General features: G+C 59.8%; 24 protein-coding genes. 13 read left to right on the forward strand and 11 right to left on the reverse strand.

The genetic code is table 11. From position 1 onward, the window contains the following. Nucleotides 1–439 precede the first annotated feature (439 nt). The 3 genes from P3C29_RS10345 to P3C29_RS10355 all read left to right on the forward strand — a co-directional run bounded on the left by P3C29_RS10345 (nucleotide 440) and on the right by P3C29_RS10355 (nucleotide 3,209). Complete coding sequence (locus P3C29_RS10345; RefSeq protein WP_275964491.1) at nucleotides 440–1,975, forward strand: diguanylate cyclase; 1,536 nt, start codon at nucleotides 440–442, stop codon at nucleotides 1,973–1,975. Between the two features lie 615 nt (nucleotides 1,976–2,590). Then, nucleotides 2,591–2,797 (forward strand): hypothetical protein, encoded by a 207-nt coding sequence (locus P3C29_RS10350; RefSeq protein WP_275964492.1) that lies wholly within the window; start codon nucleotides 2,591–2,593, stop codon nucleotides 2,795–2,797. A 97-nt stretch (nucleotides 2,798–2,894) separates the two neighbouring features. Further along, on the forward strand, nucleotides 2,895–3,209 hold the full coding sequence (locus P3C29_RS10355) for a hypothetical protein (RefSeq protein WP_201124698.1): 315 nt from the start codon (nucleotides 2,895–2,897) through the stop codon (nucleotides 3,207–3,209). Between the two features lie 216 nt (nucleotides 3,210–3,425). Here the strand turns inward: P3C29_RS10355 and P3C29_RS10360 are convergent, their stop codons facing one another. From P3C29_RS10360 to P3C29_RS10375, 4 genes are all read right to left on the reverse strand, one after another. Next, nucleotides 3,426–4,754, reverse strand: coding sequence for an OprD family porin (locus P3C29_RS10360; RefSeq protein WP_169389018.1), 1,329 nt, complete (start codon nucleotides 4,752–4,754; stop codon nucleotides 3,426–3,428). 148 nt (nucleotides 4,755–4,902) lie between these two features. Next, nucleotides 4,903–5,148 carry a hypothetical protein gene (locus tag P3C29_RS10365; protein WP_275964493.1) on the reverse strand — a complete coding sequence of 82 codons (246 nt, stop codon included), beginning with the start codon at nucleotides 5,146–5,148 and terminating at the stop codon, nucleotides 4,903–4,905. A 29-nt stretch (nucleotides 5,149–5,177) separates the two neighbouring features. Then, nucleotides 5,178–6,170 (reverse strand): zinc-dependent alcohol dehydrogenase family protein, encoded by a 993-nt coding sequence (locus tag P3C29_RS10370; protein WP_275964494.1) that lies wholly within the window; start codon nucleotides 6,168–6,170, stop codon nucleotides 5,178–5,180. Between the two features lie 61 nt (nucleotides 6,171–6,231). Beyond that, nucleotides 6,232–6,534 carry a metalloregulator ArsR/SmtB family transcription factor gene (locus tag P3C29_RS10375; RefSeq protein ID WP_169389015.1) on the reverse strand — a complete coding sequence of 101 codons (303 nt, stop codon included), beginning with the start codon at nucleotides 6,532–6,534 and terminating at the stop codon, nucleotides 6,232–6,234. Nucleotides 6,535–6,708: 174 nt separating this feature from the next. On the opposite strand from P3C29_RS10375, the gene P3C29_RS10380 reads away from it, so the two are divergent. Both P3C29_RS10380 and P3C29_RS10385 read left to right on the forward strand, forming a co-directional pair. Further along, nucleotides 6,709–7,035, forward strand: coding sequence for a hypothetical protein (locus P3C29_RS10380; RefSeq protein ID WP_275964495.1), 327 nt, complete (start codon nucleotides 6,709–6,711; stop codon nucleotides 7,033–7,035). A 101-nt stretch (nucleotides 7,036–7,136) separates the two neighbouring features. Continuing rightward, the gene (locus P3C29_RS10385) at nucleotides 7,137–7,334 is read left to right on the forward strand and encodes a hypothetical protein (protein ID WP_063031373.1); all 198 of its coding nucleotides are present in this window, start codon (nucleotides 7,137–7,139) and stop codon (nucleotides 7,332–7,334) included. A gap of 53 nt (nucleotides 7,335–7,387) precedes the next feature. Here the strand turns inward: P3C29_RS10385 and P3C29_RS10390 are convergent, their stop codons facing one another. After that, the gene (locus tag P3C29_RS10390) at nucleotides 7,388–7,948 is read right to left on the reverse strand and encodes a fasciclin domain-containing protein (protein WP_275964496.1); all 561 of its coding nucleotides are present in this window, start codon (nucleotides 7,946–7,948) and stop codon (nucleotides 7,388–7,390) included. Between the two features lie 190 nt (nucleotides 7,949–8,138). Between P3C29_RS10390 and P3C29_RS10395 the strand changes: the two genes are divergently transcribed. Continuing rightward, the gene (locus P3C29_RS10395; protein WP_275964497.1) at nucleotides 8,139–8,888 is read left to right on the forward strand and encodes a hypothetical protein; all 750 of its coding nucleotides are present in this window, start codon (nucleotides 8,139–8,141) and stop codon (nucleotides 8,886–8,888) included. A gap of 12 nt (nucleotides 8,889–8,900) precedes the next feature. Here P3C29_RS10395 and P3C29_RS10400 read toward each other — a convergent pair whose 3' ends face one another. From P3C29_RS10400 to xylA, 4 genes are all read right to left on the reverse strand, one after another. After that, nucleotides 8,901–10,037: a sugar ABC transporter permease gene (locus P3C29_RS10400; RefSeq protein ID WP_275964498.1), complete on the reverse strand. Its 1,137-nt coding sequence runs from the start codon at nucleotides 10,035–10,037 to the stop codon at nucleotides 8,901–8,903. Beyond that, entirely contained in the window at nucleotides 10,038–11,597 is a 1,560-nt protein-coding gene (xylG, locus tag P3C29_RS10405) for a D-xylose ABC transporter ATP-binding protein (RefSeq protein WP_010172444.1), read from the reverse strand. Between the two features lie 80 nt (nucleotides 11,598–11,677). Then, nucleotides 11,678–12,679 carry a D-xylose ABC transporter substrate-binding protein gene (gene xylF / locus P3C29_RS10410; protein ID WP_169389012.1) on the reverse strand — a complete coding sequence of 334 codons (1,002 nt, stop codon included), beginning with the start codon at nucleotides 12,677–12,679 and terminating at the stop codon, nucleotides 11,678–11,680. Nucleotides 12,680–12,760: 81 nt separating this feature from the next. Continuing rightward, on the reverse strand, nucleotides 12,761–14,077 hold the full coding sequence (gene xylA, locus P3C29_RS10415) for a xylose isomerase (protein WP_010172440.1): 1,317 nt from the start codon (nucleotides 14,075–14,077) through the stop codon (nucleotides 12,761–12,763). A gap of 153 nt (nucleotides 14,078–14,230) precedes the next feature. Between xylA and P3C29_RS10420 the strand changes: the two genes are divergently transcribed. The 3 genes from P3C29_RS10420 to P3C29_RS10430 all read left to right on the forward strand — a co-directional run bounded on the left by P3C29_RS10420 (nucleotide 14,231) and on the right by P3C29_RS10430 (nucleotide 18,056). Beyond that, nucleotides 14,231–15,442 (forward strand): DNA-binding transcriptional regulator, encoded by a 1,212-nt coding sequence (locus P3C29_RS10420; RefSeq protein WP_275964499.1) that lies wholly within the window; start codon nucleotides 14,231–14,233, stop codon nucleotides 15,440–15,442. 54 nt (nucleotides 15,443–15,496) lie between these two features. Then, the gene (locus tag P3C29_RS10425; protein ID WP_275964500.1) at nucleotides 15,497–17,647 is read left to right on the forward strand and encodes a phospholipase C, phosphocholine-specific; all 2,151 of its coding nucleotides are present in this window, start codon (nucleotides 15,497–15,499) and stop codon (nucleotides 17,645–17,647) included. 121 nt (nucleotides 17,648–17,768) lie between these two features. Continuing rightward, nucleotides 17,769–18,056 carry a hypothetical protein gene (locus P3C29_RS10430; RefSeq protein ID WP_275964501.1) on the forward strand — a complete coding sequence of 96 codons (288 nt, stop codon included), beginning with the start codon at nucleotides 17,769–17,771 and terminating at the stop codon, nucleotides 18,054–18,056. Nucleotides 18,057–18,078: 22 nt separating this feature from the next. Here the strand turns inward: P3C29_RS10430 and P3C29_RS10435 are convergent, their stop codons facing one another. Continuing rightward, on the reverse strand, nucleotides 18,079–19,794 hold the full coding sequence (locus P3C29_RS10435; protein WP_201124690.1) for an amidase: 1,716 nt from the start codon (nucleotides 19,792–19,794) through the stop codon (nucleotides 18,079–18,081). Between the two features lie 151 nt (nucleotides 19,795–19,945). Here P3C29_RS10435 and P3C29_RS10440 point away from each other — a divergent pair, with 151 nt between their 5' ends. Together P3C29_RS10440 and P3C29_RS10445 are read left to right on the forward strand one after the other, a co-directional pair. Next, nucleotides 19,946–20,251, forward strand: a complete 306-nt coding sequence (locus P3C29_RS10440) for a putative quinol monooxygenase (protein WP_275964502.1) — start codon at nucleotides 19,946–19,948, stop codon at nucleotides 20,249–20,251. Between the two features lie 86 nt (nucleotides 20,252–20,337). Continuing rightward, nucleotides 20,338–20,592, forward strand: coding sequence for a hypothetical protein (locus P3C29_RS10445; protein WP_010172429.1), 255 nt, complete (start codon nucleotides 20,338–20,340; stop codon nucleotides 20,590–20,592). A gap of 14 nt (nucleotides 20,593–20,606) precedes the next feature. On the opposite strand, the gene P3C29_RS10450 is transcribed toward P3C29_RS10445, so the two are convergent. Further along, on the reverse strand, nucleotides 20,607–21,407 hold the full coding sequence (locus P3C29_RS10450; RefSeq protein ID WP_275964503.1) for an SDR family oxidoreductase: 801 nt from the start codon (nucleotides 21,405–21,407) through the stop codon (nucleotides 20,607–20,609). 120 nt (nucleotides 21,408–21,527) lie between these two features. Here P3C29_RS10450 and P3C29_RS10455 point away from each other — a divergent pair, with 120 nt between their 5' ends. Further along, complete coding sequence (locus P3C29_RS10455; RefSeq protein ID WP_275964504.1) at nucleotides 21,528–22,052, forward strand: MarR family winged helix-turn-helix transcriptional regulator; 525 nt, start codon at nucleotides 21,528–21,530, stop codon at nucleotides 22,050–22,052. 74 nt (nucleotides 22,053–22,126) lie between these two features. Next, nucleotides 22,127–23,455, forward strand: a complete 1,329-nt coding sequence (locus tag P3C29_RS10460) for an LLM class flavin-dependent oxidoreductase (protein WP_275964505.1) — start codon at nucleotides 22,127–22,129, stop codon at nucleotides 23,453–23,455. Nucleotides 23,456–23,663: the final 208 nt, after the last annotated feature.

Consider the following 23,663-nt stretch of genomic DNA (forward strand, 5'->3'; position numbering starts at 1 on the left):
GACAGCCCCCAGCCAAAAGCAGACCTTTGTCCCACCTGCCACGAAGCATTGGTAGGTTGTCACGATGACCTGAACACAAAGGCCTGAAATATGAGGTCGTTAGCGCTCAGACGTAATTTAGTGAACGGCTGCAACGCTTGAGGGCGTTCTTCAAGCATTCATCGATATCTGGCAATCGCAGCGGGGAACGAGGACGCCGGCGCGGCCTGGATTAGCTACGGTACGTCATGGTTTGCCAGCTCCGGTGTCCTCGCCCCGGCTGCTCTCATCACACCGGCTGCGTAACGTTGATCTTGCATAGATTCATAGCGTGCATGTTGGGCCTATAAAGCCCATATTGAATCTGTATTCAGATCGCTGTTGGTACGCTAGACCTAGATTTTGATGAATTATAGAAATTCACGAGAAGGTTCAGTACTCCAACACTTTGACGAGGCCCATGAAAACCATAACGCTCGTGTCTGGCCGATTAACACCTAAAGCTCTCTCTGTGGCCCTGATAGCTTTCATCTTCCTCGTCTGTGTCACGCTAGTTTCCGTAATTGCCTGGCAGTTAAAGCAATCGGCGGACGAACGATTGACGAACGCCAAAATAACTGTTCATAACATTGTTCGGGCTTCCGATCAGCAGGCTCAAGACACCTTACGTCAGGCTGAAAACATTCTCAACAACCTTGCAGAGCGAGTTGAAAATGACAAACTTGGCCCCGAACAGAAAGTTCGTTTATCCAAAGTAATGGCCGACAACGTTGAGGCAACCGACGGAATTCAAGGGTTATTCATTTACGACAAGAATGGCGACTGGGTAGTGAATTCTTTCTCGTCAGAGACGATCTCAAAGAACAATAGCGATCGATCTTATTTTATCTACCATAAGTACCATGCTGATTCGGCCATCCATATAGGACAGGTCATTTTGAGCCGCACCACCGGCGACATGATTATCCCGGTCAGCCGTCGTACTCAACACTCAGATGGCAGCTTCAGCGGTGTGGTTTTGGCGACGCTGCCCGTCGCATACTTTCAACGTTTTTTTGATCGTCTAGACTTAGACAACCAAGGGGTAATACTACTTGCGTTGAATAACGGGGATTTGCTGGCCCGCCGACCAATGATTGACGCGCTAATGACGACTAATATCGCAAAGGGAGAGCTGTTTAGTCGATACCTAATAAACAGCGACGACGGAACAGCGAGCATGACGTCGGTCGTGGACGGGGTAGAACGAGTCTATGCCTACAGCCGCATACGGGGTCTTCCAATCGTCGCAGCAGCAGGATTGTCGTTAGATTCAGTATTCTCAACATGGTGGACGTATGTCTATCAGGTATCGATTATAGTGGTGCTTATAATTTTTATGCTCACGAGTCTGGGTTTTCTCTTTTACCGACAAATTCAACGTTTGTTGGTGGCAGAAGAAGAGCTGCATCTTGCACATCGCAATTTAGAGCATATTGCTAAAACAGATAGCCTTACGGAGTTACCTAACCGTAGGTGTTTCGACGCCACACTGGCGCAAGAGTGGTCGAGAGCATGCCGCACTGGAAATAGCGTAGCGATAATACTTATCGATATAGATTGGTTCAAGCAGTACAACGACCATTATGGACATGTTCTCGGTGACGAATGTTTAAGGCAAATCGCACGGTTAATAGGCAAAAATACAAATCGTCCAGCCGACCTCGCTGCCCGGTATGGTGGGGAAGAATTTGTAATCCTGCTTCCAGAGACGGAACTGGCAGGTGCAGTAAAGATTGCGGAGGATGTGCGGTCGGCAATAGAGGCTGCAAAAATTGAACACAGAGGCAGTAAAGCAGGCATTGTCACTATCAGCGCAGGTGTCGCTTCCATCCACCAAGATGGCGTAATTGTAGCGTCGGATTTACTGGAAAAGGCCGACAGTCTTCTGTATCGCGCAAAAAGTCTGGGGCGCAATCGAGTTGAGCATCAGTCGCGGGAAGTCCTCGAAACATAAAGCGTCGCGGGTGTAGCTTGACTTCCTGCAGATCCTTTTAAATCAATAGCGCAGAATTCCTCAGATCATCGGTGTGCTACTGACTCGCCCCGGATTTCTTGAATAGTGAGCGACCGCTTTTGGCCGAAAGCAGTCATGATGTGTCTCATAAATCTTTGGCTTTTTTGGTAATTTGTTTTCATTCGGCAGAACGCCGGGGGAGGGGCAAAAACAGTTCCCAAACCAAAACCGCACCCCTTGCAGAATGCGGCCTGTAGCTTGGTTGGTAGCTGCGAGTAAAGGAACGCCGAAGGCCTCCAAGGTACCAGCCCACTTGAGTTTGCATAGCGGTCTTGAAAACCGGCGAACGTTAATAGCGTTCCCAGGGTTCGAATCCCTGGTTTCCCGCCAAGATTGACTCAAGAGCCCCGCTATTGCGGGGCTTTTGCGTTTCTGGGGTTCAGGAATGGTGATAGTGAAACATCTAATCGTTTCCGCATCATTTCAGGCAGTTTCCGCAACTGCGCAAAACTGGAGCCCGGAAATCATGGCTGAAAGCAGCGACATGCACCGTACGGCGTGGCGGGCGAAAGGTGTTTGAGTTAGGATCTCCGCGTTTTTCAAGGATGAGGCGCAATGAACAAACTCAAGGCCATAAATGCGGCCGCAAATCGCTTTTTCAGTCGATTTTCTCGTAGGCAGTTTTTCTTGGCTTTCGTCGTAGTCACCGCAGTCCACTACTGGCTGGCCTATAACGTCTCCGGCTATAAATCTGTCTATCTGGCCATGGTCGGAGGTTTTTTCTTCGGCATGATGTTCGCGAAATTCGAGCCCGATAAGTAGTCTCGAATCACGCTTTTCAGCTTCACTGATTCGCCAGATCTGGATTTTCCAGTGCTAATTTGCCGAGTTACCCCCCGACACACACATGGAGAGTGCAATGACCCGATACTTCAAAAGTCCAGACAGTGACCAGGTTGAAGAGGTCGATGCGTTCCAGGTTCTGGCAATATTGTTCCTGGGCCCCCTCTATCTTTGCTTCGCCGGCCTTTGGCGCCATTTGTTAATCTGGGCGATTGCTATAGGTGTGGGGATGCTTGCAGGCCCACCTTGGGCAGCCATACCTATTGCTGGGCTGCCCATCACCTACTGTTTTTTGATCCGTAAAATCGTGGCAGATGAGTATTTGAAGAAGGGCTGGGTAGAAGTGGCTGATCCAAAGCTTACCCTCGAGAAAGAAGTTTCAGACGCTTAGTCTCTCGAAGATTTTCACGTAAAACCGCACCCCTTGCAGAATAAGACCTGTAGCTTGGTGGGTAGCTAGGAACTCTTGAAAACCGGCGAACGTTAATAGCGTTCCGAGGGTTCGAATCCCTGCATTCCCGCCAAGACTTACTCAAAAGCCCCGCTATTGCGGGGCTTTTGCGTTTCTTAGGTTTGGGTAATGAATGGACTGCGCAAGCCCGTCTTTTTAGAAGATATTCAACGGATACTCGGTAATCAGCCGCGTCTGTACCAAATGCCCCCCGGTGGATGCATCGCCATCGTGCCAGGCTTCCCGCAGGCGGAAGGACAGTTTCTTGGCCGGACCACTCTGTACGACGTATTTCACTTCGGCGTCGGTTTCGTGTTCCTGGTCGTTGGCACCATAGAACCCGGTGTAGGCCGAATTGCCGGGCGTATGCGTTCCGTCGATGCCGGAACCGCGGATATGACGGGCCATGAAGCTCAGGCCGGGGGCGCCAAAGGTGCTCATGTCCAGGTCGTAGCGCATCTGCCAGGACTTCTCGCCCGGGCCGTTGAAGTCGGAGTACTGCACCGAGTCAGCCAGGTTGATCGAGTTGCCATAGCGGCCCGCGCCGACACCGGCATTGGTCTCCCCAAAGCCGACATAGTCGAACGGCTCGTCACCATGCACCTTCTGTCCGGCCAGGGTGAAGGTCTGTGCACCCAGGGTGTAGGCCGCCGCCAGCGAGGCTGCGGTGGTGTCGATGGTCCCGGCCTTGGCGCTGCCGTCGTCCAGTGTGCGATAGAGGTTGAAGTCCACCGCGACGGATTGGTCAGCGGTCAGTGGATGAACAAGGTTCAAGTTGACGTAGTACTGATTCCAGACGTCTTCCAGGTGCGCCCCGTACAGCGACGCAGTGAATTCCTTGCTGAACTGGTACTTGCCCCCCGCGAAGCTGGCCGACGGCGCACTCACACCTGCATAGCTGGCGAGAATGTCGCCGCTGCGCGACGTGGTGGTGGTACCCGTGCCCGAGGTGTAATGGCCGGCTTCCAGGTTCAGGCCGGTGATTTCATGACTGTCGATCTGGAAGCCCGATGCGGTCTGTGGCATCAGGTAGTTATCGGCGGTGGCGAACACGGGCGAGGTGGGCTGCAAGTCGCCGACCTTGAGGGTGGTGTTGGAAATACGCAACTTGATGTCTCCGCCGGCCTTGGCGAGGCCATGGTCCGGGTTGCCATTGGCGTCGGATGGAATGTTCGGGCCGCCGGCACGGTCGGTGTTCCCGTCGATGCGCAGCGCCAGGTCGGCAAACGCATCGATGCCGATGCCGACGGTGCCTTGGGTAAAGCCCGAGCTGTAGGTCGCCATCAGCGCCTGGCTCCAGTCACGGGTATGGCTGCCGTTGCCGTTCTGGTTCCAGAACAGGTTGCGGTTGAGGATATTCAAACTGCTGTCGGCGACAAAACCCTTCGAGTCGGACTGATCGCTTGCATAGCTCATGGCCGGCAAGGCAAATGCCAGTGCCACTGCCAAGGTATTGAGCTGAAGTAGCGGTTGACGTTTTTTCATTATTTTTGCTCCTGTGCACGAGTTCGTGTTGGAGCATTAAGGCGACAGCCCAGGCCATCAACAAATGAAACTGGATGAATGTTTTGATATCCCTTTTGCTGAATCCCGGGCAAATAAAAGCCCGCGATGGGAGCGGGCTTAAAGGTATTCACGCTCGTACAATCTTTCCCGCCTTCACCTCATCCGCATAGCCGCTGAGCTTTTCCTGCTGGGCTGCGAGCAATGCGCCCATCTTCATCAGGGTGATCGCTTCATCTGGTGAATTGGCGACCCCGGCGATAGTGGCCAGCTCATTCACCGACCAGGCGATCACGGCCATTGCGTCCTCGAGGTCGTAGAACAGGTCCTGCTGTGCGGTCCTTGGGCCGTCGAGCTTTTCTATCAGTGTTGCCATTTACCCGTGCTCCCTTCAGTGCCGTCAGCTTAAACATCGTCGGGCCAATCCTCCTGCAAGCCGGAAGACACGGCAATCGCGGTTTTCCCTTGAATACCATTGTTAGGGCTTTCCAGGCGGGAATGGGCGAGCGGGATGTCGGCAAGGGAGTAGACCGCGCCAATGTGTGGCCGCAGTTGACCGTTCGCGATCAGTGCACTCATTTCATCCAGCTTGCCGCGATTCTGCCGGGTGAAAACGAAGTGGTAACTCGCGTTCTTGCCCCAGGCCTGAACGAGGTTCTGTGGTTGTGCAATGTCCACAATCGTGACAATACGACCCAGTTGCGCCAGCGCATCCGGGCTACGGGACAATGTATTGCCGCCGATGGTATCGAACACGACATCGACCCCACGGCCACCGGTTTCTCGCAGGATGGCGTCGACGTAATCCTCTTTTTCGTAGTCGATGATCACATCGGCGCCCAGGCTTCGTGCGAACTCAACGTTTACGTTGCGCACGGTTGTGATCACCTTGGCTCCCATGGCTTTTGCCAGCTGGATCGCCACGTGGCCGACGCCTCCCGCGCCGCCATGCACCAGAACGCTTTCTCCCACTCTGAGTGCCGCGCGCACCACCAGTGCTTCCCAGGCTGTTCCGCCGACCAGGCTCAGGCTGGCCGCCTCAAGGTGACTCAGTGAAGGGGGCTTCCTGCCGATTATGCTTTCGGCAGCCACGTGGTACTCGGCGTAGCTGCCTGGCCCTTCAAATATCTGCGGGGTGTACCAGACTTCGTCTCCTGGTGCGAAAGACGTCACACCCGGGCCGACTGCTTCAACAACACCCGATACGTCATGCCCGGTAATGGCGGGTAGGGGGACCAGGTCAGGGTAGTCGCCACGTCGGACCTGATAATCCAGCGGGTTGATGGAGGTTGCGTGGACGCGCACCAGCACTTGTGCTGCGTGTGGCACCGGCTTGGGAACGTCGCAAAGTTCGAACGATTCGGGGCCGCCAAATGAATTGAGTATCAACGCTTTCATTGTATCTCCTCGTTTCGACAAAAAGGGATATCGCGAAATCTCGATATTATGGGATAAAAAATTACAGCTCTTTCCCGAGGATCTCGGCAAGCTTGCTGATGGTTGCTTCATTGCGCTTGTAGTAGGTCCACTGGCCGATACGCCTGACTTCCACTAGACCCACTCGTTGCAGGGTTGCGAGATAACCGGACACCGTCGACTGCGACAGTCCGATGCCTTCCTGAATACTGCTGACGCACACGCCCACCGTGTGAACATCACCTTCATCTTGTGGAGGGAAGTTCTTTTCGGGGTCTTTCAAACCTTTCAGGATTTCGAGGCGTGTCTGGTTTGAGAGGGCTTTGAATATTTCGAGTAAGTCCATGAGGCGAGGATATCGAGATTTACCGATATGTCAATGCGCAGTTGCTTACCGTTGTCATGGGTGTCCACTCTCAGTCCCGCGGGTGTAAAAGCGTTTTCTCGAACCCTTGCTAATCTTTCTGAAGATTTCACCGCGAGGATCGTCCATGCAGCGCTGTATCTCAGGAGAGAACCCATGAGTGCCAAGGACATACCTGAAGGGCAAGTGGTCCAGGGCTACGTCACCTTTGTCGGGAGTGAGGCATCGTGGGCCACAGGGCAGTTCATGAGCTTCAGCTATAGCGTCAATGGTCAGCATTTTCACAAGTCTCTCAATGAGACGGTTGACGCTTGGTCAACAGCAACGCTTCGTAAAGCCACCGACGGCCTGCAGGTAGGCGACCGCGTGTCGGTCTGGTGCTCTCTCACCGACCCGGGCGTGTGCTGTATCGGCGAAAAGCCTACCGAAAAACCACGGATATTGCGCTTGATGGAGACTCTGGGATCGTTAGGGCCGTTATGAAATTGACCCCCACCGTTCGTCCACCACCCGGCACTTCCCAGCCCCGCACCGTTTCTCATGTTCAAGCACGGACATCCCGCGCGCCAGAACGGAGAGCCAGTATGGAGATTGACGAGAAGGCCCCTGGGAACGTATCCCAGCAAGGCGTAACGCGTGGTACAGACAATGAAACCGGCCATGACCCCCGGCGCGATCAGCCCGAGGTGCCTCTACCACCGGACGACGACGCGCCTCTGGAAGAGGACATGTCGGACGTAGACGCCGCCGATTCTGTCGCGAGTGAACACCCCGACAACTGATGGGACTGAACAAGCCCGACCACTGAGTCGGGCTTTTCCGTGTCGGGTGACGATTACGGCATCAACACCGAATCAACCACATGAATCACGCCATTGGACTGCAGCACATCCGCAATGCTGATGCTGGCCTTGCCGCCCTTGGCATCCACTACCCACAACTTGCCGTCATGCAGCTTGATCGTCAGCGATTCGCCCTGCACGGTTTTCAACATCACGGTACCGCCGTTCTTCTTGGCGTCGGCCATCAGTTGTGCAGAGGTATGGGTACCAGGCACCACGTGGTAGGTCAGGATTTTCGTCAGGTCGGCTTTGTGCTCAGGTTTTACCAGCGTATCGACAGTGCCTGCCGGCAGCTTGGCAAAGGCCTCGTTGGTGGGGGCGAATACGGTAAACGGGCCTTTGCTGTTAAGGGTATCCACCAGCCCGGCGGCCTTCACTGCCGCCACCAGGGTGGTGTGGTCCTTAGAGTTGACGGCGTTTTCGACAATGGTTTTCGTCGGATACATTGCCGCACCGCCCACCATCACGGTGTCGGCGGCAAAGCTGAGGGTAGTCGTGAGGCAGAGGACGGTGAAGCAGGCGACGGCAGCAAGTTTTCTGTAGATGGCGTGCATGATGTATCTCCTGGATTCTTGTGCCCTCCGGTTGAGGGTATTGAATCTACGTACCAGGGATCAAAGTGGATGCACCTTTCGAAAAACTATTCGTTTGCCGCCCCCACCGCACTTTTTCCCATTCTTCCGATCTATCTCTGTCCCGACCACACTAATTCCCGCGTGGACAGCAGACCCAGACCTGGTGCCGATGGATCGCACGTTATTTGTTTTTATCACTCGATGGATGCGCCAGCCGCTGGTGCTGGCGGCGGTTTTGATGCTGTGCGCCAACGGTTGCAGCCAGCAACAGGGGCGTGATATTGCCAAGCAGTTCAGCAACGGCAAGCCCGATGAATTCTTCCAGACCAGCGTCGATCGCATGGCAACACTGAGCATGCGCGACAATCTGCAAAGCCTGTATTTGCTGATGAGCAAGCTCTACCTGCGCAACCCCAACCAATGGCGTCAATCGGGTTACCTGGATGCAGTGACCGCCGCCCGGCAAATCCGTCAGGCCATCGAACTTCGCCAGCCGCTGCCCGCCCTTGGGGATCGCCGTGACCTGGTGGCGCTGAGTTACTCCTTGAGCCCGGAGTTTCGCGGCGATCGGGTGGGTGCCTTTATCTACGCGATCGGCAGCATGCTCGTGACTGCACACGGCGGGCGCACCGAGTTCTATATAACGGACTCGATTAACCCACAGTTCGTCAGCAATGCCGCGCGTAACATCGAGAAGGCAACCTGGCTGCTCAGCCAGCGCCAGGATGCCAATGGCTCGCTGTTGCTGTTCTCCAACGAGATCTCGGAGGCGGGCAGCAACCTCAGTTTCGCGGTCGAGTTCGGCAAGATCGTCGCGCGTCTCGACCTGTTGACCCAGATGCTCGACGAACGCTATCGACGCATTGGCCTCAACTACGCGCAGAGCCTGTTGCTGATGAATTTCCTGCCGGTGCAGTAACGCGCCGCGTACTCAGCGACGCCCGGTCCGCGTGCTCACATCCACCCACACCGCCAGCACCAGGATGCTGCCCTTGACGATCATCTGCCAATAACTGTCCACGTCGAGCATCGACATGCCGTTGTCCAGGCTGCTGATCACCAGTGCACCGAGCAGGGCGCCGTACACGGTGCCCGAGCCGCCGCGCATCGACGTGCCGCCGATGAAGCAGGCCGCGATGGCGTCCAGTTCGCCCATGTTGCCCGCCGACGGTGAGCCGGCGGCCAGGCGTGCAGTGTTGACCAGCCCGGCGAGGGCGCACATCACGCCCATGATTGCGAAGATCCACAGCTTGACCGCCTGCACGTTGATCCCCGACAGGCGCGTGGCTTCCATGTTGCTGCCCACCGAGTAGATGCGGCGGCCGAACACGGTCTGGCTGGTGACGTAGCTGAACACCCCCAGCAGCACCAGCAGGAGCAGCACCGGCACGGGAATCCCGTCGTAGCTGTTGAGGGTGTAGACGAAGCCCGCCAGCACGAAACCGATCAGCACCACGCGCACGCTGTCGCGCAGCATCGACGGCAGCGCCAGCCCGTGCAGGGCGCGGTTGTGGCGTTGGCGCCAGGTCAGGAATACCGCCAGCCCGAACAGCAACACGCCAAGAATCACCCCCACCACCGTCGGCAGATAGCCCTGGCCGATGTACACCAACTCGGGCGATACCGGTGCAATCGTGGTGCCGCCGGTAATGCCCAGCAGCACCCCGCGAAACGCGAGCATGCCGCCCAGCCCGACGATGAACGAGGGGATGCGCAGGTACGCGGTCATGTAGCCGTTACCCAAGCCAATCAGCAAGCCGCAGAGGGCGACGATGGCCAGGTTGAGCGGCAGCGGAATGTGATAGACCACATCCAGGATCGCCGCGACGCCACCGAGCAAACCGAGCATCGAGCCCACCGACAGGTCGATCTCGCCACTGATGATCACCAGCACCATGCCGCAGGCCAGGATGCCGGTGATGGACATCTGCCGCAGCAGGTTCGACAGGTTGCGTGGGGTCAGGAAACCGCCTTCGGTCTGCCAGCTGAAAAACACCCAGATCAGCACCACGGCGATCAACAGGGCGAGCATTTTGTAGCGGGTGAAAAGCTGTTTGACCTGATTCATTTACGCGGACTTCCGATCATTATTATTGTCATGCCCGTTCGGTTGGCTGAGGGCAGCGGCGAGCACCTGTTCCTGGGTCAGGCCCTGGTTGATGAAGTCGCCGCGCAACTGGCCTTCGCCGATCACCAGCACCCGGTCGGATACGCCCAGCACCTCGGCCAGTTCCGAGGACACCATGATGATCGACACGCCTTCGGCCGCCAGCGCGCCCATCAGTTTGTAGATCTCATATTTGGCGCCCACGTCCACGCCACGGGTGGGTTCGTCGAGAATCAGCACCCGGGGTTGGGTCAGGAGCATTTTCGCCAATACGGCTTTCTGCTGGTTGCCGCCGGAGAGGCTGGTGATCGGCAGGAACGGGTTGGCGGTCTTCAGGTGCATGCGTTTGATTTCCTGTTCGACGCTGCCCAGTTCTGCCTCGGCGTCGATACGCGTCAGGTGCGAGAAGCTGTCCAGCACCGCCAGGGTAATGTTTTGCCCCACGCCCAAATCCGGGACGATGCCCTGGCGCTTGCGGTCTTCCGGGACCATGCACAACCCCGCGCGAATCGACTTCAGCGGCGTGCGGGTATCGATGGGTTTGCCCTCCAGCCACACCTCGCCTTCGTAGCGCCCGGGATAACTGCCGAACAGCGCCGACACCAACTCCGTGCGGCCCGCGCCCACCAGCCCGGCGATACCGAGGATCTCGCCCCGGCGCAGGCTGAACGAGACATCGTCCACGCGCTTGCGGCCCGGGTTGTCGACGTCATAGCAGGTGATGTTGCGCGCCTCGAACAGCACCTCGCCCACCGTGTGAGGTTCGGTGGGGTAGAGGTTGCTCATCTCGCGGCCGACCATCTGGGTGATGATGCGCGACACGTCCATGTCGGCCATGGGGGTGGTCGCGATGTGTTTGCCGTCGCGGATCACCGCGATGGTGTCGCAGATGGCCGAGACTTCATCGAGCTTGTGGGAGATGTACACGCAGGCAACGCCCTTGGCCTTGAGGCCACGGATGATGTCCAGCAGCACCTCGATTTCCGAGCGGGTGAGGGCCGAGGAGGGTTCATCCAGGATCAGCAGGCGCGCCTGCTTGTTCAGCGCCTTGGCGATTTCCACCAGTTGCTGATAGCCGCCGCCGTATTGCGAGACGGGCAGGGCGACGTTCATGTCCGGCACTTTCAGTTCGCGCATCAAGGCTTCGGCGCGGTGCATCATGGCGGGGTAGTTCATGCGCCCGCCGGGCAGTGTCAGCTCGTGGCCCATGAAGATGTTTTCGGCCACCGAGAGGTCGGGCACCAGGGTCAGTTCCTGGTGGATGATCACGATGCCGCAGGCTTCCGTTTCGGCGATGGAATGCGCGCGCAACGGTTGGCCATCCCAGAGAATTTCGCCGTCCCAGGTGCCATGGGGATACACCGCCGACAGCACTTTCATCAGGGTCGATTTGCCGGCGCCATTCTCGCCGCACAACCCCACGCATTCCCCGGGTTTTACCTTGATGTCGATACCATTCAGGGCTTTGACGCCACCGAAGGTTTTGACGATGTTGTTCATTTCCAGCAAGTAGTCGGACATGGCGGGCACTCATTCCACAGCGAAAAGGCAGGGTGGCGTGCAGGAGCGGCCTCAAGCTGCTCCTGCAGTGAGCCGTACGCTTACTGCCCGGCGATTTGCGCTTTGGTGTAGAACCCGTCTTCTTCCAGCACGTTGACGTTGTCTTTGGTCAACGCGGTCGGCTTGAGCAGGATGCTCGAGACCTGTTTGCTGCCGTTGTCGTACTGCGAGTTGTAGGCCGGTTTCTCGTCCCGCACCAGTTGCACCGAGAGCTTGGCCGCCTCGGACGCCAGCAGCTTCAGGGGCTTGTAGACGGTCATGGTCTGGGTGCCGGCGATCACGCGCTTGATCGCGGCGAGGTCGGCGTCCTGGCCGGAGACCGGCACCTTGCCCGCCAGTTTTTGTGCGGCCAGGGCCTGGATCGCGCCGCCGGCGGTGGCGTCGTTGGAGGCGACGATGCCGTCGATCTTGTTGCTGTTGGCGGTCAGGGCGTTTTCGACAATGCTCAGGGCTTCGGTGGGGTTCCATTCCTTGACCCATTGCTGGCCGACGATCTTGATGTCGCCCTTGTCGATGGCGGGCTGCAGCACTTTCATCTGACCCTGGCGCAGGATCTTCGCGTTGTTGTCGGTAGGGGCGCCGCCGAGCAGGAAGTAATTGCCTTTAGGCTGCGCGTTCAATACGCCCTGGGCCTGCATCTCGCCGACTTTTTCGTTATCGAAGGAGATGTAGGCGTCGATATCGGCATTCAAAATCAGCCGGTCATAGGACAGCACTTTCACCCCGGCTTTCTTCGCTTCGGCCACCACGTTGTTCAGCACCGTGGCGTTGAACGGCACGATCACAATCACATCGACGCCCCGGGAGATCAGGTTTTCGATCTGCGAGATCTGCCGCTGCTCGTTGGCATCCGCCGACTGCACATAGACCTTGGCCCCCAGTTGCTCGGCGGCGGCGGTGAAGTAATCACGGTCGCGGGCCCAGCGCTCAAGGCGCAGGTCGTCGATGGAAAAGCCGATTTTCGGATGGGCAGGATCGGCCATGACCGAATGGGAGAGCAGTGCCAGAACGCTGGTGAATAAGACAGTTTTCAGGTGTTTCATGATGGTGAGTCCCTTTTATTGTTGTTTAGACGCACTTCTGGACCTGGAGCGTGTTGCACACGAAACGCTAGAGCGTAGCGGTCATGGGTAGATAAAGCGATTCACCACGCCTTCGAGCATCTCCTGGCGGCCGCTGACCGCTTGCGGGTTGAGTTGGTGGCTGAAGGCATGCTCGGCCAGCGACTCCAGGCTGAAGTCGCCGCCGAGCACGGCGCGGCCGAACGACTTGTCCCAGCCGGCATAACGCTGGGCCTTGAACTGCTCAAGGGCATCGTTCTGCACCATGGCGGCTGCGCGTTCCAGGGACAGCGCCAGCACATCCATCGCGGCCACGTGGCCATGGAACAGGTCAACTTCGTCGAGGCTTTGGCGACGCACCTTGGAGTCGAAGTTGTAGCCGCCGCCTTTGAAGCCACCGGCCTTGAGCACCTCGTAGGTCACCAGGGTCAGTTCCTCGACGCTGTTGGGAAACTGGTCGGTGTCCCAGCCGTTCTGCGGGTCGCCACGGTTGGCGTCGATGCTGCCGAAAATGCCCAGCGAAGCGGCGGTGGCGATTTCATGGTGGAAGCTGTGGCCGGCGAGGGTGGCGTGGTTGGCCTCGATGTTGACCTTGATCTCTTTCTCCAGGCCGAACTGGTGCAGGAAGCCAAACACGGTGGCGGTGTCGTAGTCGTACTGGTGTTTGGTCGGTTCCTGCGGCTTGGGCTCGATAAACAGCTCGCCGGTGAAGCCGATTTTGTATTTGTGCTCGACCACCATGCGCATGAAGCGTCCGAGTTGCTCGCGCTCGCGCTTGAGGTCGGTGTTGAGCAGCGTCTCGTAGCCTTCGCGGCCGCCCCACAGTACATAGCTGGAGCCCTTGAGGCGGTGAGTGGCGTTCATCGCGCTGAACACCTGGGCTGCCGCATAGGCGAACACTTCCGGGTTCGGATTGCTGGCGGCACCGGCGGCAAAGCGCGGGTTGCTGAAGCAGTTGGCGGTGCCCCACAGCAGCTGGATGCCGGTCTGTTCCTGATGGTGTTCGAGCTGGTCGACCATCCGTGCAAAGTTGTCGCGGTATTCCGCCAGGCTCGCGCCTTCGGGGGCAACGTCGGTGTCGTGGAAGCTGTAGTAATCGATGCCCAGCTTGGAAAAAAACTCGAACGCCGCCTCGGCCTTGCCGCGCGCCACCTGCAGCGCTTCCCCCGGTTGCTGCCAGGGCCGCTGGAAGGTGCCGGAGCCGAACATGTCACTGCCGGGCCAGACGAACGTGTGCCAATAACACGCGGCCATCCGCAGGTGCTCGCGCATCGGTTTGCCGAGGATCAGCTTGTTCGCATCGTAGTGCCGGAAGGCCAGGGGAGAGGTGCTATCAGGGCCTTCGTAGAGGATTTTTTCGACAGCGGGAAAGTAGGGCATCGCCAGATCCTTGTTGTTATGAGTACACGTTAACCTTGCCTCGATACTAGCAACGGCCCCCGGCCAATCGATTATGAAAATCACCAGAGCGGGGTTCGATTTTGAGTGGCTTTGGGCGCATAGTTGGGCGATACCTCGCGAGGAGCCGCCCCTGTGAAAACTGTCCCGCCTGTGCACCGGATCGCCCTGCTGTTCAATGGCAACAAGATCTACGATCGCGGCATCATCACCGGGATCGGCAACTACCTGAGCAGCACGCGGGTGTCGTGGGATCTGTTTCTGGAGGAGGATTTTGTGTGCCGGCTCAAGGGCATCGAGCGTTGGCACGGCGACGGCATCATTGCCGACTTCGACGACCCGGCGATGGGCCCGGCGCTGGCGGGCGTGCATTTACCGGTGGTGGCGGTGGGCGGGTCTTATGAGGATGAACGGGCATACCCCCGGCATATCCCGTACGTGGCCACCGACAATTTCGCCCTGATCAGGCTGGCCTATGAACACCTGATCGAAGCCGGGCTGACGCGCTTCGCCTGCTTCAGCCTGCCGGAAGCGGATATCAACCGCTGGGCCCAGGAGCGCGAAAAAGCCTTCGGCCGCCTGCTGGAGCGCGATGGTTTGCCCGTGGAGGTGTATCGCGGGTTGGGTACCAGCGCGCCGCTGTGGGACTCGGCGGTGGAGCAACAGATCGCCTGGCTGCACAGCCTGCCCAAGCCCATCGGCATCATCGCGGTCAGCGACGCCCGCGCCCGGCAGTTGCTGCAAGCCTGCCTCACGGCGGGCATCCCGGTGCCGGAGCAAGTGGCACTGATCGGCATCGACAACGACCCGCTGACCCGCACCCTGACCCGCGTGCCGCTGAGCTCGGTGATCCAGGGCACCGAAAAAATGGGCCGTACTGCCGCGCGGCTGTTGCACCAGATGTTGCACGGCATGCCCTCGGCAGGCAGCCAGATCCTGGTGCCGCCGGAAGCCGTCAACGTGCAGACCTCAAGCCTGCACCAACCCCTCGGTCATCCCTACGTGATGCAGGCGTTGCACTTCATTCGCCAGTACGCCTGCCAGGGCATCAAGACCGCCCAGGTCGCCAACTACGTCGGCGTGTCGCGCTCATCCCTGGAAGCGCATTTTCGCAGCGAACTGAACCGCAGCGTCCACGACGAAATCCTGCGCTTCAAACTCGCGGCGGCGGTGGCCAGCCTGGAAAATACCGGGGCGGGCATCGCGGATATCGCCTACGACTGCGGGTTCAAATCGGCGCAGTACCTGCACACGGTGTTCAAGCGCGAGTTCGGGTGTACGCCGAGGGAGTATCAAGTGGGGCAGGTTGAACGCGATTCGAGCGATGTCATTTCTTTGTCGCCTTGAGTCCCTATTTTGTCCTGAGCCTCGCTCCAGAACTTCAAGGGATTGAATCGTCTTATGCCGACTCTTACACGCAGGACACTGCTGCAAGCCGCCGCTATCGGATCCGCCTACACCCTGTTGCCCGACTCCATTCGCCAGGCCCTGGCGATCCCCGCCAACAACCGCACCGGCACCCTCATGGACGTCGAGCATGTGGTGATCCTGATGCAGGAAAACCGCTCATTCGATCACTACTTCGGCACCTTGCCCGGCGTGCGCGGGTTCAGTGACCGTTTCACCATTCCACTGCCGGGCGGGCACCGGGTGTGGGAGCAGCAGGGCGTGGGGCGGCGGATTTTGCCCTATCACCTGGACAGTTCCCGTGGCAACGCCCAGCGGGTCAGCGGCACGCCTCATTCCTGGGTGGACGAGCACGCCGCCTGGGGCAGTGGCCGGATGCATGCCTGGCCGACGTTCAAGACGCCCACGTCGATGGGCTACTACCGCGAGCAGGAAGTGCCGTTCCAGTTCGCCTTGGCCAACACCTTTACCCTGTGCGATGCCTACCATTGTTCGGTGCACGCCGGCACTAATCCCAACCGGCTGTTCCACTGGACCGGCACCAACGGCCCGACCGGTGCGAACGTCGCGGCGGTGGTCAACGAGTGGGACGGACCCGGTGCGGTGAGCGTGGGCTACACCTGGAAAACCTACCCCGAACGCCTTGAAGAAGCCGGCGTGAGCTGGAAGGTTTATCAGTACTTGCCGGATAACTTTGGCGACAATCCCCTGGCCGGTTTTCGGCAATTTCGTGCGGCCAGCGTTGCGGCTGGCAACCCCGCGGTGCCACCGAAGGACTTCAAGGACTTCGTGCCCTACAGCGACCCATTGAATGCCCGCGTGCCGCTGTACAAGGGCAACGGCAACACACTGCCGGCGGTCAGCGGCAGCGACCTGGAAGCGATCATCCAGGGCTTTCGCAAGGACGTGAACGACGGTCGCCTGCCGCAGGTGAGCTGGCTGGTGGCCCCGGCCGATTACTCCGAACACCCCGGGCCTTCCAGCCCGGTGCAGGGTGGCTGGTTCACCCAGGAAATCCTCAAGGCGTTGACCGCCAACCCGGAGGTCTGGAGCAAGACCGTGTTGCTGGTCAACTACGATGAAAACGACGGTTTCTTCGACCACGTGCCGTCACCATCGGCCCCGTCCAAACGGCTGGACGGCAGCTTTGCCGGCAAGTCCACGGTGAAGTTCGACAGCGAGATCTTCACCCATCCGGCGCCACCCGGTTCAACCGAGCAACCCGCGCCCGACGGCGGGGTGTACGGGCCAGGTCCACGGGTGCCGATGCTGGTGCTGTCGCCGTGGAGCCGGGGCGGTTGGGTCAACTCCCAGGCGTTCGACCACACCTCTGTGCTGCAATTTCTGGAAAAGCGCTTCCACGTGCGCGAACCCAATATCAGCGCCTGGCGCCGGGCCGTATGCGGCGACCTCACGTCAGCCTTCAACTTCGTCAACCCCAACACCGAAACCCTGCCGCCGCTGCACACCATCAGTCGCCAGGCCGCCGACACCCTGCGCCAACGCCAGGAACAACTGCCCCAGGTCGTCGTGCCAACCGTGGGCCAGCAACAGGCACCGTTCCAGGCCCGCATGGCGCGGCCCTCCCGGGCGCTGCCGTACCAGTTGAATGTCGAGGGTTCAGTTGACCGTCGCGCCGGTTCCGTGAGCCTGGACTTCTTCAACCATGGCGAACAAGGCGTGGTGTTCCACGTCTACGACCGCCTGCACCTGGATGACATACCCCGCCGCTACACCGTGGAAGCCGGCAAGCACCTCAGCGACACCTGGCAAGTCGCAGGGGCCTACAAACTCTGGCTGTTGGGGCCGAATGGCTTCCACCGTGCATTCAAGGGAAATCTGCTGCGACGTGAGCCCGAGTTATCCCTGGCCTATCACGGCGATACGTTGCTGCTGACCCTGGTCAATCCTGGTAAGCGCACCGCGTCGGTGACCATCGAGCGCTGCCCCTACACCAAACAAGGGCCCTGGTTGCTGGAGATTGCCGGCGGCAGCACCGTGCAGCGCACGTTCTCGTGCCAGCCGAACGGTGGTTGGTACGACTTCAAGTTGCGTGACGAACACGGTTGGGTGCGGCGGGTGGCGGGGCGGATTGAAACCGGCGCGCACAGCATCAGCGATCCGTTGATGGGGAAGCGTGGGTAAGGGCGATTTCGTAAGCCCTTTCTCTGTTTCTCGTAGGAGCAGGGCTTTCCCCCCCAGCAGCGCTTGAAACAAAAACCACCCGGCCATAGCCTCACGCTTTTCCTGAAACTGAGGCCCTGCAGTGGGTAAGCGAAAAACGGTTTGGCCCACGGAGCGGGAAGTTCGACTGCGCTTTATCCTGCTGGCAATCATTGAAACCGCCTGCCATCGAGGCGTTCCCATCGAGCGGCTGTTGCTTTCTTACATCCTGCTGCGCAACAAGCCGAGCCCGGAGCAGTTGTGGGGGGCAATCAGCGACACGTTGCTGCTCGACGAGATGCGCGGCTTTCGCTTTGAGCCTGGGTCGGAAGCCGATCAGTTGATGCGCAAACTGGGCGACGATGTTGCTATGAAAGGGATTGGAGCCTGAACGGTTCCAATCCCTTTTTGGTTTACGGCTTGCCCGCCACCAACTTCGGCGTGCGCGGCGGCACTAGACGCTTGCTCCCTGTCGACTCATACGCCGACGCCAATTGCAGCAGCGCCGAATCGTCATACGCACGGCCGGCAAAGGTCAGCCCCACCGGCATGCCGATATCCGCCATAACGCCCATGGGCACCGTCACGGTCGGCACACCGAGGTGGCGGATGGCGAGGTTGCCGTTGGCCACCCACACACCGTTGCTCCAGGCGATATCCGCCGAGGCCGGATTCACGTCCGCATCCGCCGGGCCCACGTCGGCGACGGTCGGGAAGATCACGGCGTCCAGCCCCAGCGTGTCCATCCAGTCTTCAAGGTCGATGCGTCGTGTCTGTTCCAGGCCGCGCAGGCCGTCGGGCACGGTGCTGATCTTGTCCCACGGCGTGATGCCGCGCTCGGCCATGCGCACGTACTCGTCCATGCCGGCGGCCAGGTCGTCTTCGCGGTTGGGCAGGGTGCCGGGGTCGTGGGGGAAGATTTTCGGGCCGTCGACATCGGCCAGGCGGTTCAGCGTGGGGTCGTTGTTGGCGCGCAGGAAATCATCGAACGCCCAGGCCGACAGTTCCCACAATTCATCGTGGAGGAATTCCTTGGACACCAGGCCACGGGTAAACACTTTCGGCGCGCCGGGGCGGTCGCCTTCGCAATTGGAGACCAGCGGGAAATCCACTTCGATCACTTGAGCGCCTGCCGCTTCGAGGGCTTTGCGCGCGGCTTCCCAGAGGTCAATCACCGAGGCCCGGGTTTTGATTTGCTGGCCGGTGGGGCCGCCGATTCCCGGGTCGTCGCTGGTGCCTGCTTCGGGGTCGGCGTTGATGTACATGCGCGGCACGCCGAAGCGTTTGCCAGCAAGTGCATCGCCGGTCGCGGCCAGGGCGCCATAGGACTCGGGGCGTACCGACGCCACGCCGGGGATCGGCACCCAGGGTTGCATCCGCCACAGGTCGCCGCGTGTGTCGGGGTCTTCTGCGACTACGATGTCGAGCACTTCAAGCAGGTCGGCCATCGTCCGGGCGTAGGGCACGACGACGTCCATGGTCGGGGTCAGCGGCCAGTTGCCGCGCACCGAGATCACGCCACGGGACGGGGTGTAGGCACACAGGCCATTGTTGGAGGCCGGGCCGCGTCCGCTGGACCAGGTTTCTTCCGCCAGGCCAAATGCCGCGAAGCTCGCCGCGGTGGCAGTGCCGGCGCCGTTGGAGGAGCCCGAGGCGAACGGTGCGGTGAGGTAGTCGGCGTTGTACGGGCTCTCGGCCCGACCATACACGCCGCGCTGCATGCCGCCGTTGGCCATGGGCGGCATGTTGGTCTTGCCCAGGCAAATGGCGCCCGCTGCGCGCAGCCGCTCGATGGTGAACGCATCGCGGCAAGCGGTCAGGTTCGCGAACGCCGGGCTGCCGGAAGCGGCGGTGAGGCCCTTGACCAGGTAACTGTCCTTGGCTGTATAGGGAATGCCGTCGAGCGGTCCCAGGGTTGTGCCGCTGGCCCGGCGAGCATCGGCTGCCCGGGCTTCCTCCAGCGCTTGCGGGTTGCGCACCACTACTGCGTTGAGGGCGGTGGGCGTGTTGGGTACGTCGTAGGCGTCGATCCTGGCGAGATAGGCCTCTACCAGCTCCACCGCCGTGGTCTGGCCGGACTCGAGCGCGGCGCGCAGTTGGGCAATGGAAACTTCGGTTACTTCGATCACGTGGTTATCGCCGGGTGCAGAAAAGGGGAGGGCTTGAGTGCTGACTCAATCCATTCAGTGAAAGTAGCTTACTGATAGATTTTTCGTAGCGCCAGAGCATGGCATCCCTTACTGTGGCCCCTCAATTCCCTTATCGATAACGGTGCTGTTTATGTCTGATGAAGTGCGGCTTGTCGTCATCATCAATACCCAGCCTGGGCGAGGCGCGGACCAGTTGACCGCGTTTGCCAGGCTCGCACCGCTGGTGCGGGCCGAAGCGGGTTGCATCCAGTACGACCTGCATCCGGTGGAAGGCAACAGCGACAGTTTTGTGTTGATCGAGACGTGGGCGTCAAAGGCAGCGCTCAAGGATCACCACGCAGCGCCCCACATGCTGGAAGCCGCGAAGCACAACCCGACATTTCGTGCCGGCCCCTCCAACGTTCTGGTGCTGGAACCCGCCGTCCAGACGCTCTGACTTCAATCCGGTGGCTCAAGGGTTTATCATGGCCCCTTCATTTTTTGCTGCCCGGAAAGATTTCGATGTTGTTTACAAGGACTGTCATGGCGAGCGCACTGCTCGCCGTTCTGGCCACCCAGGCCCACGCGTCCAACCTGGACCTGACCTACGAGGCACCCGTCCTCAGCGCTGTACCCCTCACGCCGCAGGCTGAGCCCAAGCCGCGTTTCCCGGTCAAAAGCCTTGCGCCGGTGACCGTGGAAAACAGCTGCACCGGCCGCGAGTGCACCTACGAAGGCGACATCAGCCTGCCCCGTGAGGAGCAGACCGTGCGGCGCATTTCCATCGGTATTCAGTAAGACCTGCGGGCGCCTCAGACAATCCCGTACCGAGGTGCCGGTTTACCCGTCTGCGTGGCCGCGAACAACGCGCCGCGCGCGGCATCGTAGGTATCCCACAACCCGCCATCGGCTACCGACGGCCAGGTGATCGACTCGCCCTGGTCAAGCCCGGCCAATGCCGCGTCCACCAGATTTTCAGTGGTCATGACCGACTCTTTTTGCAGTGCGGAAAGCGGAATGCCCGACTCGTCCCAAATCTCGGTAGCGGTGGACGCCGGCAACACGATCTGCACCTTCACCCCGGTTTCTGCCAGCTCTGCCTGCAAGCCACGGCTGAACGCCAGGACATAGCTCTTGGTGCCGCTGTATACGGAACTGACCGGCAGCGAGTGCACGCCCAATACCGACGCCACGTTGATGATCACACCTTCATTACGCACCAGCATGCCGGGCAGCGCTGCGTGGGTCAGGCGGGTGAGGGCGGTGATGTTCAGGGCGATCTGGGTCATGGAGTCCTCGACCGAGGACTGTGCCAGCGGGTGCAGGCGGGCCAGGCCGGCGTTGTTCACCAGCACCTGGATCGCCGGGTTGCCGGCGAGCAGGCTTTCTACGCGAGCCAGGTCCGCAGGGTTGACCAGGTCGGCGCCGATCGTCTGCACCTGACGTCCGTGGGCCTGGGTGATCTTCGCCGCCAGGGCTTTCAAACGGTCTTCACGACGAGCGACCAGGATCAAATCGTAGCCGCGAGCCGCCAATCGGTCGGCATACACCGCACCAATACCGGAGGACGCGCCCGTGATGAGGGCAATTTTTGTGGAAGCGGGGGTCGACATGAACGGCTCCAATAGATGAGTACTCAACCAATATTGTTGAGGGCTCAAGTTATAAGCTTGGGATTTGTCCTTGTCAATGGTTTAGTACTCAATCATTCTAGCGCCATGGAGGAGCTGAAAATGCGAACAGAGAAGATCAACACCGATAAAGCACGCGCCGACCTTTTGGATTTACTGGGCGACGTGGCGTGCACCAACAACGCGCTGCGCCGTGCTGCCAGGCGCTTGGGTCAGCTGTATGACGAAGCGCTGGCACCGATTGGCCTGAAGGCCACACAGGTCGGCTTGCTGGGTGAAATCACGCGGTTGGCGGCGGTGGATGAGCAGGGTGGGCCGACGTTGCAGGAACTGGCCGGACGCCTGGCGATCCTGATGTCGGCGCTGACCCATGCCATGAAGCCGCTGGTGCGCGACGGGATTGTCGAGCTGCGCCCGGACGCCCTGGACAAGCGCACCAAACGTTGCGTGCTCACACCCAAGGGCCAGGCACTGTTCAGTGAGGCGCTGGTGTACTGGGCCTCAGCCAATAACCGGGTGGAGCAAGTCCTGGGACATGATTCGGCGGCGCAACTGCGGGGCATGGCGGATCATGTTGCCTCCGAAGAGTTTCTGGCGGACTACCACAGCCGGTCAGTCCCGGCATAAGCCAGATCCTTTCGTTATTAGACAGACGCCATTCGCCCATCCGATGCTGAGCCCCTCTCGACCAGGGGCTTTCCATGACCACTCCACGCCAACTGAAACTGGGTGCGTTCATGCGCCCGGTCAGCATCCACACCGGCGCCTGGCGCTATCCCGGCGCTTACCGCGACGCCAACTTCAACTTCACGCACCTCAAGCAGTTTGCGCAGACCCTGGAGAAGGCGCGTTTCGATGCCTTCTTCATGGCCGACCACCTGGCCCTGCTCAACATGCCCATCGAGGCGTTGAAGCGCAGCCACACGGCCACCTCGTTTGAGCCGTTCACCCTGTTGTCGGCCCTGAGCCAGGCCACCGAGCACATCGGCCTGGTGGCCACGGCCTCGACCACGTACGACGAACCGTTCCACATCGCCCGGCGCTTCGCGTCCCTGGACCATTTGAGCAACGGTCGCGCCGGCTGGAACATCGTCACCACCGCCAACCCGGATGCCGCGCAGAATTTTGGCCTGGAACAGGCCTACGCCCACGACGAACGCTACGCCCGGGCGCGGGAGTTCTACGATGTGGTGACCGGCCTCTGGGACAGTTGGGCCGATGACGCCTTCATCCGCGATGCCGACAGCGGCGTGTACTTCGACCCCGACAAGCTGCACACCCTCAATCACCAGGGCCGCTACCTCAACGTGCGCGGCCCGCTGCACATTGCCCGGCCGGTGCAGGGCTGGCCGGTGATCGTGCAGGCCGGTGCCTCGGAGCCCGGGCGGCAACTGGCGGCAGAAACCGCCGAGGTGATTTTTGTCGCGCCGGGCACGCTCGAGGAGGGGCGCAGGTTCTATGCCGATATCAAACGCCGGATGCTGGCGGTGGGGCGGCATCCCGACCACCTGAAGATTCTGCCCGGGGCGTTTGTGGTGGTCGGCGATACACAGGAAGAGGCCCGCCGAATTCGTGCGCACCTCGACAGCCTGGTGCATTACGAAAGTGCAATCGCCTCGCTGTCGATAGCGCTGGGCACCGACGCAACCCAGTTTGATCCTGACCATTACCTGCCGGCGATTCCCGAAACCAACGGTAGCCAAAGCTCTCGGGAGCGGGTGCTGGCGCTGGCTGATCGGGAGCAACTGACGGTGCGCCAACTGGCCCAGCGCCTCGGCGGGTATGCCGGCTTGTCGTTTGTCGGCACGGCCCACAGCATTGCCGATGAGATGCAGCAGTGGCTGGAGGAAGAGGGCAGCGATGGCTTCAACATCATGTTCCCGTGGCTGCCGGGCGGCCTCGATGATTTTGTCGCCAAGGTAGTGCCCGAATTGCAAGGGCGCGGGATCTTCCGGCGGGAGTACGAAGGCTCTACCCTGCGGGAAAACCTCGGGTTGCCACGACCGGCGAACCGATTCTTCGCCGGGTGAACGGGTATTTTTACCGTGGTTAGATCGTTTATTTCCTTCTGATTGGAGGCCATTCCCCAATCGCATATCCATCGCGCCGGTTCAGCCCTGATAACGGAGCTGTCCGGCGTGATCGCGCCATAGGGTCTGTTATCACGGAATTATCGGCTGCCTCGCTCCGATAAATCCCCATCCAGCATCTATTCTTGCTGCTGGGCCAGCGCCTTGC

Source organism: Pseudomonas sp. 1912-s (assembly GCF_029269205.1).
In the GTDB taxonomy this organism is placed as follows: Bacteria; Pseudomonadota; Gammaproteobacteria; order Pseudomonadales; family Pseudomonadaceae; genus Aquipseudomonas.

Coding starts and splice junctions, on each gene's coding strand:
- P3C29_RS10345 (WP_275964491.1), top strand. CDS start 440: ATGAAAACCATAACGCTCGTGTCTGGCCGATTAACACCTAAAGCTCTC.
- P3C29_RS10350 (WP_275964492.1), top strand. CDS start 2,591: ATGAACAAACTCAAGGCCATAAATGCGGCCGCAAATCGCTTTTTCAGT.
- P3C29_RS10355 (WP_201124698.1), top strand. CDS start 2,895: ATGACCCGATACTTCAAAAGTCCAGACAGTGACCAGGTTGAAGAGGTC.
- P3C29_RS10360 (WP_169389018.1), bottom strand. CDS start 4,754: ATGAAAAAACGTCAACCGCTACTTCAGCTCAATACCTTGGCAGTGGCA.
- P3C29_RS10365 (WP_275964493.1), bottom strand. CDS start 5,148: ATGGCAACACTGATAGAAAAGCTCGACGGCCCAAGGACCGCACAGCAG.
- P3C29_RS10370 (WP_275964494.1), bottom strand. CDS start 6,170: ATGAAAGCGTTGATACTCAATTCATTTGGCGGCCCCGAATCGTTCGAA.
- P3C29_RS10375 (WP_169389015.1), bottom strand. CDS start 6,534: ATGGACTTACTCGAAATATTCAAAGCCCTCTCAAACCAGACACGCCTC.
- P3C29_RS10380 (WP_275964495.1), top strand. CDS start 6,709: ATGAGTGCCAAGGACATACCTGAAGGGCAAGTGGTCCAGGGCTACGTC.
- P3C29_RS10385 (WP_063031373.1), top strand. CDS start 7,137: ATGGAGATTGACGAGAAGGCCCCTGGGAACGTATCCCAGCAAGGCGTA.
- P3C29_RS10390 (WP_275964496.1), bottom strand. CDS start 7,948: ATGCACGCCATCTACAGAAAACTTGCTGCCGTCGCCTGCTTCACCGTC.
- P3C29_RS10395 (WP_275964497.1), top strand. CDS start 8,139: ATGGATCGCACGTTATTTGTTTTTATCACTCGATGGATGCGCCAGCCG.
- P3C29_RS10400 (WP_275964498.1), bottom strand. CDS start 10,037: ATGAATCAGGTCAAACAGCTTTTCACCCGCTACAAAATGCTCGCCCTG.
- xylG (WP_010172444.1), bottom strand. CDS start 11,597: ATGTCCGACTACTTGCTGGAAATGAACAACATCGTCAAAACCTTCGGT.
- xylF (WP_169389012.1), bottom strand. CDS start 12,679: ATGAAACACCTGAAAACTGTCTTATTCACCAGCGTTCTGGCACTGCTC.
- xylA (WP_010172440.1), bottom strand. CDS start 14,077: ATGCCCTACTTTCCCGCTGTCGAAAAAATCCTCTACGAAGGCCCTGAT.
- P3C29_RS10425 (WP_275964500.1), top strand. CDS start 15,497: ATGCCGACTCTTACACGCAGGACACTGCTGCAAGCCGCCGCTATCGGA.
- P3C29_RS10440 (WP_275964502.1), top strand. CDS start 19,946: ATGTCTGATGAAGTGCGGCTTGTCGTCATCATCAATACCCAGCCTGGG.
- P3C29_RS10445 (WP_010172429.1), top strand. CDS start 20,338: ATGGCGAGCGCACTGCTCGCCGTTCTGGCCACCCAGGCCCACGCGTCC.
- P3C29_RS10450 (WP_275964503.1), bottom strand. CDS start 21,407: ATGTCGACCCCCGCTTCCACAAAAATTGCCCTCATCACGGGCGCGTCC.
- P3C29_RS10455 (WP_275964504.1), top strand. CDS start 21,528: ATGCGAACAGAGAAGATCAACACCGATAAAGCACGCGCCGACCTTTTG.
- P3C29_RS10460 (WP_275964505.1), top strand. CDS start 22,127: ATGACCACTCCACGCCAACTGAAACTGGGTGCGTTCATGCGCCCGGTC.